Origin of the sequence: Flavobacterium sp. N2270 (genome assembly GCF_025947225.1) — a bacterium.
In the GTDB taxonomy this organism is placed as follows: domain Bacteria; phylum Bacteroidota; class Bacteroidia; order Flavobacteriales; family Flavobacteriaceae; genus Flavobacterium.
The window spans coordinates 1,776,753-1,793,336 of the sequence record NZ_CP110005.1 but is presented as its reverse complement, the minus strand read 5'-3'; the positions used below and the strand labels follow the sequence as shown (position 1 = coordinate 1,793,336).

General features: G+C 30.0%; 9 protein-coding genes and 1 pseudogene. All 10 read right to left on the bottom strand.

Annotated features, from left to right (window positions below; genetic code table 11):
- Window positions 1-233: 233 nt before the first annotated feature.
- The 10 genes and pseudogenes from OLM55_RS08380 to OLM55_RS08335 all read right to left on the bottom strand — a co-directional run bounded on the left by OLM55_RS08380 (window position 234) and on the right by OLM55_RS08335 (window position 16,581).
- Window positions 234-4,061, bottom strand: coding sequence for a hypothetical protein (locus OLM55_RS08380; RefSeq protein WP_264558455.1), 3,828 nt, complete (start codon window positions 4,059-4,061; stop codon window positions 234-236).
- A 109-nt stretch (window positions 4,062-4,170) separates the two neighbouring features.
- A complete protein-coding gene (locus OLM55_RS08375; protein ID WP_264558454.1) occupies window positions 4,171-4,887 on the bottom strand; it encodes a hypothetical protein in 717 nt (238 codons plus the stop codon).
- Between the two features lie 18 nt (window positions 4,888-4,905).
- Window positions 4,906-5,892 carry a PD-(D/E)XK motif protein gene (locus OLM55_RS08370; protein ID WP_264558453.1) on the bottom strand — a complete coding sequence of 329 codons (987 nt, stop codon included), beginning with the start codon at window positions 5,890-5,892 and terminating at the stop codon, window positions 4,906-4,908.
- A gap of 4 nt (window positions 5,893-5,896) precedes the next feature.
- Window positions 5,897-8,062 (bottom strand): Z1 domain-containing protein, encoded by a 2,166-nt coding sequence (locus OLM55_RS08365; protein WP_264558452.1) that lies wholly within the window; start codon window positions 8,060-8,062, stop codon window positions 5,897-5,899.
- 3 nt (window positions 8,063-8,065) lie between these two features.
- Window positions 8,066-9,469 (bottom strand): annotated as a pseudogene (locus OLM55_RS08360) (ATP-binding protein); the annotation flags it as partial.
- Window positions 9,470-9,592: 123 nt separating this feature from the next.
- A complete protein-coding gene (locus tag OLM55_RS08355) occupies window positions 9,593-10,885 on the bottom strand; it encodes a DNA cytosine methyltransferase (RefSeq protein ID WP_264558451.1) in 1,293 nt (430 codons plus the stop codon).
- A 615-nt stretch (window positions 10,886-11,500) separates the two neighbouring features.
- A complete protein-coding gene (locus OLM55_RS08350) occupies window positions 11,501-13,660 on the bottom strand; it encodes a VapE domain-containing protein (protein WP_264558450.1) in 2,160 nt (719 codons plus the stop codon).
- A 97-nt stretch (window positions 13,661-13,757) separates the two neighbouring features.
- Window positions 13,758-14,039 (bottom strand): helix-turn-helix domain-containing protein, encoded by a 282-nt coding sequence (locus OLM55_RS08345; RefSeq protein ID WP_153200096.1) that lies wholly within the window; start codon window positions 14,037-14,039, stop codon window positions 13,758-13,760.
- Window positions 14,040-14,128: 89 nt separating this feature from the next.
- Window positions 14,129-15,037, bottom strand: a complete 909-nt coding sequence (locus tag OLM55_RS08340; protein ID WP_264558449.1) for a hypothetical protein — start codon at window positions 15,035-15,037, stop codon at window positions 14,129-14,131.
- Window positions 15,038-15,363: 326 nt separating this feature from the next.
- Window positions 15,364-16,581, bottom strand: coding sequence for a site-specific integrase (locus tag OLM55_RS08335; RefSeq protein ID WP_264558448.1), 1,218 nt, complete (start codon window positions 16,579-16,581; stop codon window positions 15,364-15,366).
- Window positions 16,582-16,584 lie beyond the last annotated feature (3 nt).

Here is a 16,584-nt window from a genome sequence, read left to right as displayed (position 1 = left end):
GATTGTGTTTTTTCATTTCCACTACATGTACTTTTTAGTGGAAAATAGTATTGTATTTTCCATTATAGGCCTATTTTTTGCAAAAATTTTCCAGTAACTACTCTTTTTATTATTGTTAATTAACGAAATGAAGCAAACAAAGAATTGATGCTAGGAATACTTGGACTAGGAGCGATTTTTGTGCAGATGAATGAGGTAATTGTTGCTTATTATGAATTTATCAATATTCATTTTTAGTAACCTAAATATTCTTCTTCATCATTAATTTCCTCCATTTTTATACTTTTTAAGTAGTTTTCTATTTCTTCGTTAGCCCATATTCTTACTTTTTCAATTTTATGATTTTTAAGTTGTTCTACCAATTTTAATCTTGATTTTAAATACGGTACTCTGGAACCCCATGTAGTCATTGAATGAAGATTCGCAGACAACTCGTTTATGAAATGTTCATTGTCACCAAAAGCATTAATTAATGATTCTGTAAAATAGAACCAATTAATACCATCTTCATCAAAAAGTGGAGCTACTCTAATAATCCAAGGTGCAAATTCTTTATTTTTTAATAACCAAGCTAACAGATGGTTATTTCTTTTTTCATTATTAAAAAACGGATGATTAAAACTTACACCACTGATGAAATTCATATCGAAAATATTCCAAAATTGGAACATCTTTTTTTCAAATAATAATTTTGAATATATATTCCAACAATTTTCAAAGTCAATATCTAAAGTCATATTTGAAATATTGGATAAATATTTATCACTACTTGAAAAAAGTGATAATGATTCCTGAAATTCAACAATTTGATTGGATATCGTAGATGTAAGTTCTTTGTCAAACTTATCTAATAAAAGTTTTATTATTTGATGTAATGAGTAGAAATCTAAATTCCTCGAGCTATTAATTTTTATAAATATATTTTCTTCTTCAATTAATTTTTTAATATAACCTAAAATATCCTCCTCAAGTTTTAAATCATTATTTTTTGATAACCATATTAATGTACTGAAAGTATCAAGAATTATGACATGACCATTTTCAAAAGGCTTTATCAGTTCAAAATATTTTATTTTATCAATAGAATTTAACTTAGCTATTTCATATTTTATGATGCTTAACTTATTTGATGAAATGCCACTTTCTTTTATCAAATTGAATAATTTCAATACATTTTCAAAATTAATCTCCACAAAACGTAAAATATTGAAAGCAAAAGATGATTTATTCTTTATGAAAGTATTGAATATTTCATTTCTTTTTTCATCGGATAAAACAGAAATATAACCAAATAGAAAAGAAATATTACATTGTTCTTTTTCAAGCTTTATTAATTCCAAAATAAGATCATCAATAAATTCTTGATTATAATCACTTAATTCTGAAAGTTTTTTCCCAAAATCGAATGTATAAAACTGATTGCCAAGAATTAAATTTTTGAAATATGGTCGAATATCTATCTTTTCTGCAATGACATCTACAGCAAATTGTTCAGCAAGTTTTTTACCTTTAACTTCATAATCATCTTCATCTTTTAAACTTTTAATTATTATACGTGGTTCTGAAACATTATATAGTATTCTTTCTTCAATAGAATTTGTTTTTAGAAGTTCAATATATCCTGTTAAAAAATTTCTTTGATTTATACTTAAATTTATTGAACTAACTTGAGAATACATACTCTTAATAAAATCATCTTTATCTATAATATTTTCACAAATTACCTTAATGTATTTATCCAGTTTTTCAATGTTGAAGTTATATTCAAATAAATCAATAATGTTCGAATAAATCGCTCTTTGTGCAGCTAATTGATGATTGTTTTCTTTAGAAACAAAATTTAATAATATTTCAATTATTTCTGTCCTATATTCATTAATCTCTTCTACAGTATGGGGTTTATATTCTTCCAAGGGCAATAGACCACCTTGATTTTCTGCACCACCCATTTTGTGAATACAATGAATTGGAGTGAATGCACGTTCACATGCTTTTACAATTATTTCATCAAAATCTGTATCATTTTTTTCTAAAGCCCATTTTAGTACCTCTATCCTAGGCTCAAAATTTGTTTCTGTACCGGCTAAGAATATTCTAAAAAGTTGAGTAAAATAATCAGTAGCATTATTAGAATAATATGTTTCAATTTCTGCAACTGAAAAACACATTAAAACTTTCGCAGCTTCAACAAATGTTTCTTTCCTAAAGCATAATCTTTCAAGTGCCCAAACAAGATTCTGTCTGCCTTCAACTATTGTTACAAGATAATCTTTAGGTTTATCTAAATAATTTTTTGTTAATACTTTTATGGTAGCCTCTGGATTCACTGTAACAATTGAGCGAAAAAGGTGTGAACCCATATTAGAATTTAAAATTTCCGCTTTTGAAAAATTTCCATCTACACCCCAAGCTTTTTCAACAAAATTTTTAGCATAATCAACATTACCAAGTTGCTGTAATTGTTCTACTAATGGTTTTCTTAGTGATTGTGGAAGTTCGTTGAGGAAATTTTCATAATCTAAAGGATCTAAAGATTTCCAAAAAATTAAAGATAATTTTAAAGATAGTGGATTTGGACGTATTATAATTTTATGTCCTCTTCTTTCTAAAACACCTTTATCTAAATATTTTATAATTAAATCTCTAAGGCTTTGTTTAGAAATATTTAATCTTTTTTCAAAATACTCTAAATGTTCTTGTAGGGATTTATAATGTGATGGATTAAAATTAATATAATCATCAGCCGGATATTCAAAATATTTAAATGCTGAAAAAAAACATAGTACTCTATAATCATCTTCATTATAAGTGCTTCTACCAAAAATTAGTTTTTTAACTAATTCATCATCAAAACTTTGACCTAGATTAAGGTCTCTTAAGGCAGCTTTAACAAAATTAATTGCCATTTTAGGATTTCCTTCTGAAAACTTTACAAGAGAATTAATTTCAGAATCACTCAGTTTATTTGAATACTCATCTTTCAATATATCTTCTACAACAGAATTGTAATATTCACTCTTTAGTTCAATAACATCACAATCAACAAAATCAGTATTTGACCATTTTTCATAATCAATTGAAACAATTTTAATTAAGCCACCATTCCTTTGTGTTTCATTAATAAATTGTTGATGATAAAAGGGATCACAATTGTCTAACACAAGAATCGCTGGAAAGGTAGCACCTAAACTTCTTACAAAATCAAGAACACCCTGACCATTATTTGTACCCAAATCAAAATAAATTACACTATCTGAAATTGATTTTGTTATTATATCATAATCTTCATTTTCGTCTTTTTCTCCTGGTGATAATGCTTCACAAACTAACCTTGTTTTACCAATTCCTGAAACACCTTCTATTCTTAGATTTTTACTGTTTTCAATTCTATTTCTAATTTGTTCAATTATGTCATCTAATTTTGGATTACTTTTAAATAAAGATTGATTATTGCTATATGATTTTAATTCACTCCAAATTAACAGACCTAGAGGTCGATTCATACCATTACAAAGTTGAACGTATGAAATTGCAGTTATATATTCATTAGTCCAATCTCTAATTAAATTAGCATCATAGATTTTTATTTTGGCACTATCAGCATAAGTTTTTCCTTCAGCTTTTTCAATGCTATCTCTGATAGATTTAATTCTTTGATTTAATTCTTCATTCCTTACTGATTCTACAAAAGCCTGTCTTACAAAGAGTATGTAAGTGCCGTCTTTGTCAAAAACAACTTTGACTTGAGATTTTAAAACATCTTTATCTTTAGCTTTCTTCTTTTTTTCTAATATTTCTTTTGAACAATCTGATATTGACATATCAGTTGCTTTTGATTGAAATAAACAAAATTTATCTATTACCCATCTTGAATCTTTATTATCATCAGTTGTTATCCGACCATCTTCACCACCATCTGCGGTAGTAATGTTTTGAGGAACGTTTATGTAACAATTTGGGAAATTATATTTTTTATATTCTAAATGTAAAAGCATTAGCAATAAATTAGTTAATTGATCCGCTTTTAAATTTAATATGTCGTCGTGAGTAATTGAGTTCATTTGCAAAGAGTTGTTGCTTATGTTGGTTGTTTTTTTAAAGTGGCAATGATGATATGCTTATATCTCTTTATTTATTTTGAGACAATGGTGATGTATGAATTTGTATTATTTAATTCATTTTTTTATACAAATCGTTAATTAATTTAAACCAGTCTTTGAAAGTCATTTCTTTGAATTTGTTTTCATAATACTTCATGCAAATTTCTACAGCTTCAAGAACTCTGTTTTTTTCTAATACAGGTTTTATCAAATTTAGTAATTCAATATCTGTAATTTGATTAATTTTTTCTGGAAAATAAATTTCTATTGGTTCGGAAACGTTATCAATATTGTCTTTATTAACTGTTTGATTGAAGTTAAATAAAGTAGGTAGTTTTGTAAAAAACAATTCCAAGTTTTCTCTATTGAAAAGTATTATTTTTTCCCCGTTTGAAAGAACTCCTGTTCTAAACTCATCATTTTTTATATCAGATTGAAGAGAGTTTCTTGAATATAGTGAAACATTACTTTTTGCATTTAATCTTTCCTTAATTTTTAATGGATTCCAACACACCATCGTATCATTATCAACATCATAACCAAGAATAATAAAAGGAATATTATCTTTAAATATTTTATCAAAATGGTCACTAAATGGCAACTGAACACGAGTTACATCAGGAGAATTTTTAAAATATGCCGGAGATAAATTTTTGAGAAAAATAAAAAACGGATTATCATATATTTTTATGAGAAATGGATTTCCATCTTCATAACTAAATCCATCAACATTGCTAAGTGTTTCAACGAATTTTATTTTTAGTTCTTTTGCTAATATATTTCTCATTCTGTTTAATAACCAATTTTAAGATTTAAATAAAGCTTTATGCAAAAAAGAATTTGTTTTTATCTTTTTTGTTTCCTGTATTTTTGATAAGTCACAATCAAAATGAATATTAGAGATTTCTTGTTTAATTGATGAGGCATCTATTTTTGGAACAATCTCACTATCAAAAAACGCTAGAGAATCTATAGCAAGTTGATAATCAAAATAGTGTTCAAATGTTTTTTCAAAATCTCTACCCAACGTATCTAAAAGTACTTCGTTAATCCTAAACATGACTTCTTTGTTTTTTACTTTTTCGTCAATTAATTTTACAAGATTAAGAATAGTTTTCCCCTTTCCTGTTTCAACTGCGAATATAGAAGCTATAATGAGTTTTGAATTTTTATTAGGATTTAATTGTTCCATAGAAAAACTATGAATTCTTCTGCTTTTTGCTGTGCTTTTAACCTCTATTTTATCAATGCCATCATTGAAATCAAATTTATCAGTTGATGAAAAATGCCATGCTTTAATCAAGTATTCTGGATTACTCGACTGTTCAATAACTAAGAGTTCTGCCCAAAGTCCTTGGATTGTTTTTGTTGGTAACCTTGAGAATTTATTGAATAAACTTATTAATTTTTCAACCTCTATTTTAAGTTCTTTTAAATTTGCTATTGCAGGTAGTTTTAATAAAACAAAGTACAAAATATTTAAAAAATATTCTTGTAAATCTATCGAATCTGTTTTCAGTGCAATTATTGTATAAATGCCATCTGCAACTTTTTTATCATTTGATAGTAATTGACATTTTTGATTAAATTGAATAGATATAGATTCTAAATTATAATCCAATGCTTTTTCATTAGTTTCATTTTCGCATTTAATAAAAAATAAAGGCAATCCATCATTAGACAATCCAATTTTATGGTTTTTTATTTTTGGTAAATTAGCAATAATGAAACCATCTGTTTTACTAGGAGTTTCATTTTTTAAATTTTGAAATATTTTAAAAATAGATTGCATTGGTTTATTTATTAATTCCAACAAATGAATGAGCAAAATCCTCAGGATAATATATACCAAGAGTGTGAATTAATTTATTATCCCATTGCATTGAATAATGTTTTAGTCTAATTCTATGTATCTGTATACAAATTGAATCTTCAAAGCATATGCCTTTATCTCCTGGATATTTGTCAGTTCCTGATAATGCACGACCTGAAAAAATATTATTAATTTTCAATTTTCCATCCTCAGTATCCAAACTTCTTCTTCTTCCTTCTTCAACTGAATATGCCATTTGGAAAATATAAACGTGATTTACTTCCTTTTTGTCTGCTAAAAATCTTAAATACTGAATTGTTGAGGATTTTCTCAATGCATCTGGCATATTAGCAATTTTGAAATTCTTTAAAAACTCTATCGCAACATTAATTTCTAGTTTTACATATCTATGTCGTCTATCTGGAGTACCAAAATCCTCATAGTTTTTAAAATTAATGTTGGAAATAAAATTTTCAACAAAAATATTATTTTCATCAATGTGTTGTAAAGCATTAAGTTGTCTCCAACCACTAAGTTTATGTTTTATTAAGTCAACTGATAAAATGTTATTTCTTGTTGGATTTACATTACCACTCAGTATTAAAAGTTGTTCATATTCTTCTAATGAATGTTCTTTTAAGTTTGTTCTGAAAATTTCTTCATGTTCAACATATTCTCGGTATTCCATTATTGATTCGTTAGGAAGAAATACTCTACAACTATCCAGAAAATTTCTTTTATAACCAAAAAAACGACATCGTTGTTGGATTGTATCAGCATTAGACTTACCAATGCTATATCTTGGCATATAAGAAACCATTAATCCTTCTACAGTGTAACCACGATTAAGCATATCAGCACCAACTAAGATATGAGCCGTTGCATTACTCCAATCAATCTCTTTAGAACCAGCTATTACTAATTCAATATTTGTATCAAGAATAACTTGTAATACTTCAACCATTACGGCCTCAAATTCAGGAGGATTTTGAATTCTTCTTACAGCTTCATTATAATTCTCTTTGAATTGTTCAATAAGTTCAGTTTTACTTGGGTCACCATCAGGTAGTTTCAATCTATCTTCCCAACTATCTTTCATCATTTTTACCCAATCATAAAATTGACGACTTACATCTTTCAAGCTATCTGCATGAATTAACATGGAAAGGAAATTCTCTTTATCTTGAATATTTACCGTTATAGCAACTCCACAAATGAAAATTTGTAAAGCATTAATCAGACTTTGAGGACATTCTGATAATTGATTTTTTTTATGATGATATACTTCACCTTCGGGAATAGAAATTATCAAATCTGTATTTTCTTCAAAAAAAGTTTTACCACCTGTATAAGATTTACCAGGAGTTAATACTTTATGAAATTTAGGCGAAAGCAAATCCATTATGTTAATTAACAAAGGACCTTGAGGTGTAGCTGTATATTGAATATATGAATGATTTGGGAGAGCAGCTCTTAAATTTAAAATACTTGAATAGGTAGAGCTAAATTCGTCTTCTTCCCAATCTTCACTTTTACTATTTTTTCTCCCATAAGTATTCAAACTAGCTTGGTCAGCTTCATCATCTATTATTAAAACGCCATTATTTCCTAGTGCTTCTTTTACTTCATATGTATCAAAAATCTTTGTTAACTCTGAAATATGTTTGTGATGTTTTAAAACTGTAATTAGAATTGCTGGTTTATGGTTTAATAATAACGCTCCTTTTATTTTAAGATGAACATTATCTGTTATTGTAGGGCTTTGATATACTTTAAAAAACCTACTATTGTCAGAGTCGGTTAATAAGTCTTTTTTTAGACGATTAGTTGTTTGTTCAAGTAAGTTTACTTTTATTCCAGCAAAATAAATTATAATACGAAAACGATTATCTATAGCTAATGCTGTTAATGTAGTAAATGACATTGTTTTACCACTTTGAACATAACCAATCGCAATTCCAGTAGTACTACCAATTGTCTCAATAGGATTTACACAATTTTTTAAAATACTTTCGGATTCATACAATAAAGTTTCTTTCTCTTCAGCATCTAATTTTGTTAACCGATTAATTAAATCCAATGTTCTTGAACCTTGAATTATATTTAATTCAGAATTAGCTTGATTAATAATTTTAATGGTTTCAGCCATAGTTTATAGATTTTTTATAAATGAATTAAAATTCAACCTGACGTTACCTGCCCCTTTTGTGCCTTGTGAAGGTGCAATGATTTCTGCCAATACAAGTGATCTTATAATTAATAAAATTGGCTGATAATCTTCTTCTTTTTTCAATTTCTCAAAACGTGCAAAGAAAGGATGTGCTAAATTTATTTTGTAGATTACTTTTTTTGAAAAAAGTTCATCGTCAATTATTACCATTGAATATAAATCAGATACAGCATGTTCTGTAATTAATTCAAGACGTAATTTATATTTATCACCCTTTAACTCTATAATTTCTTCATGAGAATCTATAGTTTCTGCTTTTTTTGAAAATTCAATATTATTAGCTACTAAAGTTTCATTTTCAATCTCTTTGATTGAATTTTCAAGTTTTGTTTTAAGATTTTCTTTGTCGGATACTTTCTTTAAAGCACTAACGATATTTTTACCAACAACCTTATTGTCTTCTATTGTTTTAGGTTTGATATATTTTTCTGCCTGAGTATATAAATCAAAATCTTTATTTGATATTTCAGTTTGAATAGCTTCCATTAGAGCTTCTAAATCCTCTTGCTCCTGAAAACTACCTTTATTAAAACTTACAGCAAACCCTTCTAGTTCTAATTCACCAAAAATTCTTTTATATCTTGGAGAACCCACTTGACCACACAAAACTTTAGGTCTATATTTTTCATCATGGCTACCTTCAATAACTCTACCACGTCTAAAAAGAGAAAGACCATTTAGCGTACTTGTACTCATGGTATTCAGTATTGCAATGAATCCACTAACTTTATATTTGCCTGTTGAAAAATTTATTTCTTTTTTCCATTCAATTGCTTCTCCTTGAGGATTGTTATAATATGGTGCTTTTAAAATTTCAGGTTCCTCATAAATCAATTCTTCATCATTTATAAAAAGTTTCATATCGCCTTTGCGAATGAATTTTCTATAAATACTTAATAAATGCCTTTTAATTTTATCTATTTGATGATTAGAAGGGGCATTCATTGAAAGGTCATGTAAGACAATTTCAGTGTAATGTACGTTTGGACTTTTATCAATATTTTTTACACTTAACAATTCTTGCTCCTCTTTTAGAACTTTATCTAAATCAAATTCTACAAATCTAAGTTCATCTTCACCTAGAGCTGCTGTTTCAACTGTCCATAAGTTAGCAAGCCATATAGAGGCAGTTTTCATTCCCATTCCAAACTCATGCAATCCGGTATTATCTATAGGAATATGCGCTGGTTCGAATGCTCTTTGAAAGTTAACAGAATCTATACCTGCTGCATTGTCAAATATTCTGATGAAGTTATTTTCATTGTCTATATCAATTCTAACCTCAAATTGATAATCATTATTATTATTTTCAAGTAATCTTTTTCTATTACTTTCAAAACTTTGAACCGCATTATCAACATATTCACCTAAAGCATACCAAACAGTATTTTTAAGTTTCTAAATTGACCGTAGACTCCAGTTTGAATTTTTATTGAAACATTTTCTATTTTACTCATAATCCCTTATCAGATTAAATGCAATTCTTTTTACAACACCAACATTAACAGCATTACCTAAAGCTCTAAATGCCTTAGCAACTGTAGGTGGCAATTCTTTTAAGTCTTCCATACATTGCAACTTAGCTGCTTCTTTTCTAGTCATGTATCTACCAAGCCAAGGGAAAATTGGAATTTGAGTAGTTGTAAGAACTAAAGCTGGTGAATATGTAGGTTGCTTAACTCTTATTCCTGATGGTCGGAATTGTACTATTTTATCATTTATTGTAAGTGGTCCTTTATCTCCACAATTCCATTCGAATTTTTGATGACTATTTTCAAATTCTTTAATCTTTGGAATCCAATTATCCAACCATTCTTTGTGTTTAGCATAAAATTCTCTATTGGCACGGATATAGTACTTTTTCCAAACAGGAAATTCAGTTTGACTTGATTTTAAACCATCTTGAGCATAAGTTGGTAAACATTTTAGCATGTCATCAAAGGAGTTGCCTTGAATTAAAGTTCCGAATGCTCCCTTTTTATTTTTTAAATCTCTAGAGTTTAACTTTATTGGAGCTTTACCTTCAAAAGGATAATCGGCACCAAATTCCATTGCCCAAATCGGAAATCTAGGAACTTCTTCTGGTTTTAAATTATCCAAAAACTCTTGCCAAATCATTAAATGATTTTTCGTTGTTTCCTTAAATGTCATGAAATCATCATCATCTGGAATGATAATGTCATGAATACTTATATCGTCTTTTTCTTCTTTTTCTGGGAATTTAAAATCACATAATCCACCTTTCTCTTTTAACCTTCCAACAATATAGAATCTTGAGCGATGTTGTGCAATTCCAAAATGATGAGGAGATAAAATTTCCTCCTTTACATCATATAATTTTGACAATTCATCATGAATTACCTTCCAAGTATTACCTTCATCATGTCCTTTTAAATTTGCAACATTTTCTAAAAAAACAAATTCAGGTTTATGACGATTTAATATTTCTACTATTTTATAAAATAAATTCCCATTTCTTGGATCTTCTAAACCTAATCGTGCACCTGCTTTTGAAAAAGGTTGGCATGGAAAACCTGCGCAAAGAATATCATGGCTTGGAATTTTATTTACATCAACTAAATTAATATCACCTTCGATTTTAGTGTTATGATTTTTCTCATATAAATCTCTAAGTTCACTATTTAGCTCACTTGCAAAAACACAATCATGTCCTAAAGATTGGAGAGCTAAATGGAATCCACCAAGTCCAGCAAATAAATCTATAAATTTTAACTTTCTCATTTTATTATTTATCCCATCATATTTTTGAAACAAAACTTTAAAAAAACAACTAAAATCACTAAAAAACATTAGTGCCTTTCTATTATTTAAAATATTGTTTTAATGATTTAATTCTTACCGAGAGTTTATAATTTCGGATAGTATTAGTATTGACTGTAAATATATAAAAAACCTACATAAAGAAAAATGAGGGAATCCGTATTTACGTTAAAAAAGAAGAAAAATAGTGCAAAATTATGCAGGGTGTAGGGTGTAGGGAAAAAACGTGTAAAAGATTTTTATTTTTTTAGAAATAAAAAAAACGGATTTATTTGAGGAATTGGGTGCAAACTAAACTTAGTCCTTTATTGATTTGCTTTTAATTGTGCTGATGTTGCTAGAAAATTTGAAAAGTAAAAAAACAAAAAATGTTTGTGTGAAAATTTGGTTACACCCCTTACACCCTCTTTTTAGTATTCAGTTTTCGGTGTTCAGTTTGCAGAAAGAAAAGTGGATATCCTAACTAGAATCTCATTGTCTTTCCAAATTCATCTTTAATTTTTTTGGAGAAACTGAAACAAGTTCAGTTTGACAAGTAATCTTATTTTAGGACATCCACTTTTGAAATATTTGGGTTTATATTTCGGATTGTCGGTTGGTTTGATCTACTTCTTCGTAGGTAAATTCTTTTACTGCGTAGACTGGACTTCCTTTTCGCATTAGTCTTGTGAAATTGTGTTTTTTTAATGCTTTTCCAATTTTGTTTATTGTTCCATCGGTGATGGTTATTTTTGCTCTTTCAGCTAGTTTGGCTGCTATTTGTGAGGCGTTTAAATAATGGGTGGCATTTTCTCTATCGCAAGGTTCAAACCATGTTAAAAGCAATTCTTCTTCTGGGCTTCTTAGTTGGTATTGTTCGTTGTTTTCTGTGATTTTTTTGATTTCTTCTTGGTCGAACCAATGTCTGAATCCTGTTTTAAATAAATACAAGGCTTGTGATAATACATTGTCAATGTTGATTTCGTGTTGGTATTGGATGTTTTCCACTTCAAAACAAAGGAATCGTCTGCTTCCTGTACTGTCGTTTAAGAATTGCGCTGTGTTGACACTTCCGGCAAATGATGCGCGTCTTGGCATGGTTTCGTTGTTGTGTCCGTAGGCTTTTCTCATTCTAATTTGTGTTTTTGTAATGATTTCTTTTAAGCTTCCAATTTCAGAACGGTTTAGATTTTCTAATTCGTCCAGGTTGATTAACATACATTCTGAAAGCTGCACTAAAGTGTCTTTGTTGTTCGGGTTTATGGTTCCAGAGAACAAATACTCTTTTAATTTTCTAGGTACTAGTTTTTCTACCCAAGTGGTTTTTCCTAATCCTTGTTTTCCACTGAATACAATTACGGTGTGATTGATTACTTTGTCATCTAAAACACAACCGACCATTGCTACCATCCATTTTTTAAAACACTCTTGCCAAAGTTCTTGTTTTGTAGTGGTTATGGTGTTTGCCAATTCTAAAATATAGTCTGTTTTTTCATTATACCCTGGTAGATTGAAAAAGTAATCTTCGAACGGATTGTATAATTCACAGAAATCGGAATACAATAGGTTTCGCAACGAAGAAAGGTTTGTTTTGATTCTTCCTTTTAAACATTCACGAAGCATTGAGTTTTCTATAAAGTCATTCATTACATGCCATTTCTTTTTGGCCCCACCCGACCTCCCCGAAAGGGAGGAGCTTGAAAGCTGTTGATATTCTAGTTTACCTGATACTATGTTGTGACGGAAATTGTATCGAGATGTTAGAAAATTTTCTAGTTTGTCGATTGGTGTTATTCTTGTTTTTTCTTCTTCTTCGTCCTCGTAGAAGTCGCCTCTCGACTCCGCTCGAGGTGACAGGTTTTGATTGTCTGATTTTTTTGTGTTGTTTTTAGTGTTTCTGTTCTTTTCAAAGTTTTCATCTTTACCAAATTCGTGAATGTTACCGTAGGCGCTGTGAACGGTTTGTGTTACTTCTTTTTCATCATAGCCAAAGTCTGTTAATATAAAGCTTAGTGCTTCGTTTAATGAAATGCCTTTTCGGTTTAGGTTACACGCAAGTTGGTGTACGAATACGTTTCGGCTACCTGTCGCGTATTGCACTTTTTTTTCGGTGAATCGGATGCAGTGATTATACACAGCTTCACTGTTAGTCGCAGTCGCAGTCTCAGTTGGTAGTTGAGCCACTTCGACAAGCTCAGTTTGACTAGATTGCTTCGTTTCACTCGCAAAGACAATGGCAGCTTCGTTATGATAGAGGTTATCATCGAATGAGTAGAAACATAGTCGGGTTATGTCTTTTCCGGATTTGTCTATTTCATGGTTTAATAGGGTTTCATAGTGTTTTTGGATGGCCAAAAAGGTTTCCTTGTGATCTTCTTTTGCGGTGTTTACTTTTACTAAAATCTTTAATCCATTGCCTGATGGACTTATGAAACTTGCATAGGTGTATTCGGATTGGTTGGCTTTGTGTTTTGCGTTTTGTAAATCGGTTTGACTTAATTTATCGATGTCTAGGATAATGAAATTGGAGTATGCTTCCAGAAATTCCATTTTTCTTCCACCTACAAATTTTCCTGAAGGTGTGAATGCAGGTAATGATTTTTTGGCTTTTTCATAGGCTTCTAGTTTGTTTTCGGCTAATGATTTACGCAAATAGGTTATCCCTGGTCTGTACTTTCCTGTTTTGATTTCGTGCAGGATTTCGGGAATTGTTTTGTGTTCTATTACTTCGTTGAAGTTTTTGAAGATTGTTATCATGTTCAAGTGAAAAGTGATTAGTGATTAGTGAAAAGTCTTAATGGTTGTTCCTGTTTTACAGTCACAAACCTCACATGTTCCGTTGCACTGTTTCATACTATTTTCCTTTGAATGATTTGTTGTAGTGTTCTTGTAGTAGTTTTTCAACATCAGAAAGTTTGTAGTAGATTTTGCTTCCTACTTGACTGAATGAAATTTTGCCTTCATCTCTCCAGGTTTGTGCTGTGCGTTTGGAGATTTTCATCAGCATAATGAACTCTTGATTGTCTAAGAAGGTTTCTTTCTTTGGGTCTGGCTTGGTGTTTAGTTGGCTTTGAATTGCATCTAATTTTGCCATTAAGTCATTGTACTGGTCTTTTGTTAAAATAATTGCTTCCATTTTCGTAGTTTTTAAAAGATTATGGAGCAAAATTGTGAAGTAAAAAAAAGTCCCTTAGTCCCAATCGGGTCCCAAGGGACTATTATTTATTAGAGGAAATTGTCGAGGTCTATTCGTTTGTGGGTCTTTGGTCGTTTATCGCCTCGTGATGGTTTCAGGATGGTTTCGACTGTTTGGGGACTTATTTCGTTGTTGTCTTTATCGATGAAGTTATTGACGATCATATTTACTATGTCGCCATTAGAAGCATCAATAAAAGATTTTCCTTCTACAAATAATTCGCGACTTAGTTGGTAGAAAATATCAACTAATTGGTTTAGATTTCCGTTGAATTTCAGTTTTTTAGTGATTAGTTTTTTCTCCAGTTCTAGTTCTTTTTCCTTCTCAATTTCAGAACGCATTTTACGAAGCGTTTGTAATTTTTCGATGAATTGAACACATTGCTGGTCATAAGCCTGCAGCTTGTTGTTGATTGAAATGATGTCGGCTTGTCGGTATTCGAAAATTTCTTCGTTTAAAAACAAGATTTGATCATTGAACGATTCCATTTTTTCGACCTGATGTTTGATTTCAAAAAACGAAAAATAACGATCTTCCGATTCTGCATTGATTAACCTTTTTGGAGTTACTTGTTTGGTTTCTTTTACGCTCGAAGATTGCAGCTCCGTTCGTTTTTTCTCAATGATGTTGTACAATTTATTGAATCTACTCAATGCCTTTTGGCTAAAGAATAGTTCTTCATTGTTGGCTAATAATTTTTCGAATTTGTTTAACCAAGTGTTTCCGTCTTGGGCAAGTTGGAGTTGGTAGTTTATGAATTCGGGTAGTTGGGATTGTGGGATTGTAAATACTTTTTCGAGTAAAGCAATACAATAGTTTTCCAGTGTGGGTTCCTGGTCGTGCGTAATGTCAAAAATAGAAGCTGCACTTTGTGCTGTGTCGATGGTTCTCCATTCTGAGAACAATGATTTTTTGATGTTTTGCCCTTTCAAGTTCACGTTTTTTGCCGGTGTTAAATTTGTTCATTCGTAATTATTTGGTTAGTCCATGTAAAAACCAGTTTACTCACATCAGCTTTTAGCTCAAAGTTCGAGTAAACTTCAAGTAAATTAAGGCTTGATTTTGTGTAAATAAGATTTTTTTGGATGCCTAAAATTAGAACAAATTCAGTACCGTTTTGCGTTGTTTTTCGTACAAGTTTTCAACAATTTTGCGAAGGCTTGTATTTGCTAGGGTTTTGAAATTCAGGAGTAAAAAAGCATAAAATTTACCTTCGAAAAAGAAAACGAGAGTAGTTTTTTGAAAAAATTACTCTCGTTCTGTTTTAGTAGATGTAGTTGTCAACCGCTTTGTCTAATTCTTCCGAAATGATTTTAGCATATACCTGGGTTGTGCTGATATCTCGGTGGTCCATTAGTTTTGAAACGTGCTCAATTCTCATTCCGTTGTTTAAAGCATTGGTTGCAAAGGTGTGGCGGCTTATGTGAAATGTTACTTTTACTGGAATTTCTAATTTCTTTGCTATGCGTTGTAATTGAAAATTAGCTGCTTTATTGGCACTTTCTATAAAAGTATAACGGTATTCATCATTCTTTAAATACAGTTCTTTATTTGTGATTACAGGGAATATAAAGTCGTCTTGTTCTGCATTTTCCTTTTTGTATTTATTGATGATATCCAATGCTAACTGACCTATTTTAAACTGATGCATTCTTCCTGTTTTGCGAATTACTTTTTGTATTCTTCTTTCTTCTTCATTGAAGTGTTTTACTTGAAATTCTAATACATCACTGAATCGTAATCCTCCTGCGAAAATTGAAAAGATAAACATATCGCGATATACACTCGCTTTTGATTTTTCATCTATTTTATAATTGATAATCGCCTCGAATTGCTCTTTCTTTAAAAACTGTCTTCTGCTTGGGTCTTTCTTTAATTTCAACTTACTAAACGGATACATGTATTCCGGAATTAAATCTTCTTTAATGGCTTCTTTAAACATAATTGCCAAAATCATAATCGAATAACGTTGTGTTGTATTTCCGTTTTTTAGTTCGTTGCTTAGATAACTCATGTAATCCATCAATAATGAAACTGTAATGTCATCAAAATAAACTTCCTTAGTCCCTACCCATTTTTCAAACTTATCTAAATAAGCATGGTAATTTTTATAGGTTGAAATAGATACGTTGTTTCTGATTCGTTCACAATGTTTTCTGGAATACTCGAAGAAATTTGGTACTTCTTTACCTTTTATGGCTTCTTTTAGTTTTTTAATGGAAACGGTTTTTACTTTACGTTCCATATCGGCAACTTGTCCTTCAGCATCAGCAATTTTTTGAGCAAGTGCTGCATTCATTCGCGCGCTATTAGGATAGCTTTTCTTTACTCTCTGCTTTGCTTCATCCCAATCACTTTCTTTAAGCTTGAGTCCGGCAGTGATAAATTTCGTTTTTCTATCTTTTATAATTCTAATGTACAAAGGGCTTTTACCTGTTTGATCTTTCTGATTGGTGCGTAGTATTAATTTAATAGATGCCATAAA

Bases quoted from the DNA above. Each gene is read 5' to 3' on its own strand.
- OLM55_RS08380 (WP_264558455.1), bottom strand. From the start codon at position 4,061: ATGAACTCAATTACTCACGACGACATATTAAATTTAAAAGCGGATCAA.
- OLM55_RS08375 (WP_264558454.1), bottom strand. From the start codon at position 4,887: ATGAGAAATATATTAGCAAAAGAACTAAAAATAAAATTCGTTGAAACA.
- OLM55_RS08370 (WP_264558453.1), bottom strand. From the start codon at position 5,892: ATGCAATCTATTTTTAAAATATTTCAAAATTTAAAAAATGAAACTCCT.
- OLM55_RS08365 (WP_264558452.1), bottom strand. From the start codon at position 8,062: ATGGCTGAAACCATTAAAATTATTAATCAAGCTAATTCTGAATTAAAT.
- OLM55_RS08355 (WP_264558451.1), bottom strand. From the start codon at position 10,885: ATGAGAAAGTTAAAATTTATAGATTTATTTGCTGGACTTGGTGGATTC.
- OLM55_RS08350 (WP_264558450.1), bottom strand. From the start codon at position 13,660: ATGATAACAATCTTCAAAAACTTCAACGAAGTAATAGAACACAAAACA.
- OLM55_RS08345 (WP_153200096.1), bottom strand. From the start codon at position 14,039: ATGGAAGCAATTATTTTAACAAAAGACCAGTACAATGACTTAATGGCA.
- OLM55_RS08335 (WP_264558448.1), bottom strand. From the start codon at position 16,581: ATGGCATCTATTAAATTAATACTACGCACCAATCAGAAAGATCAAACA.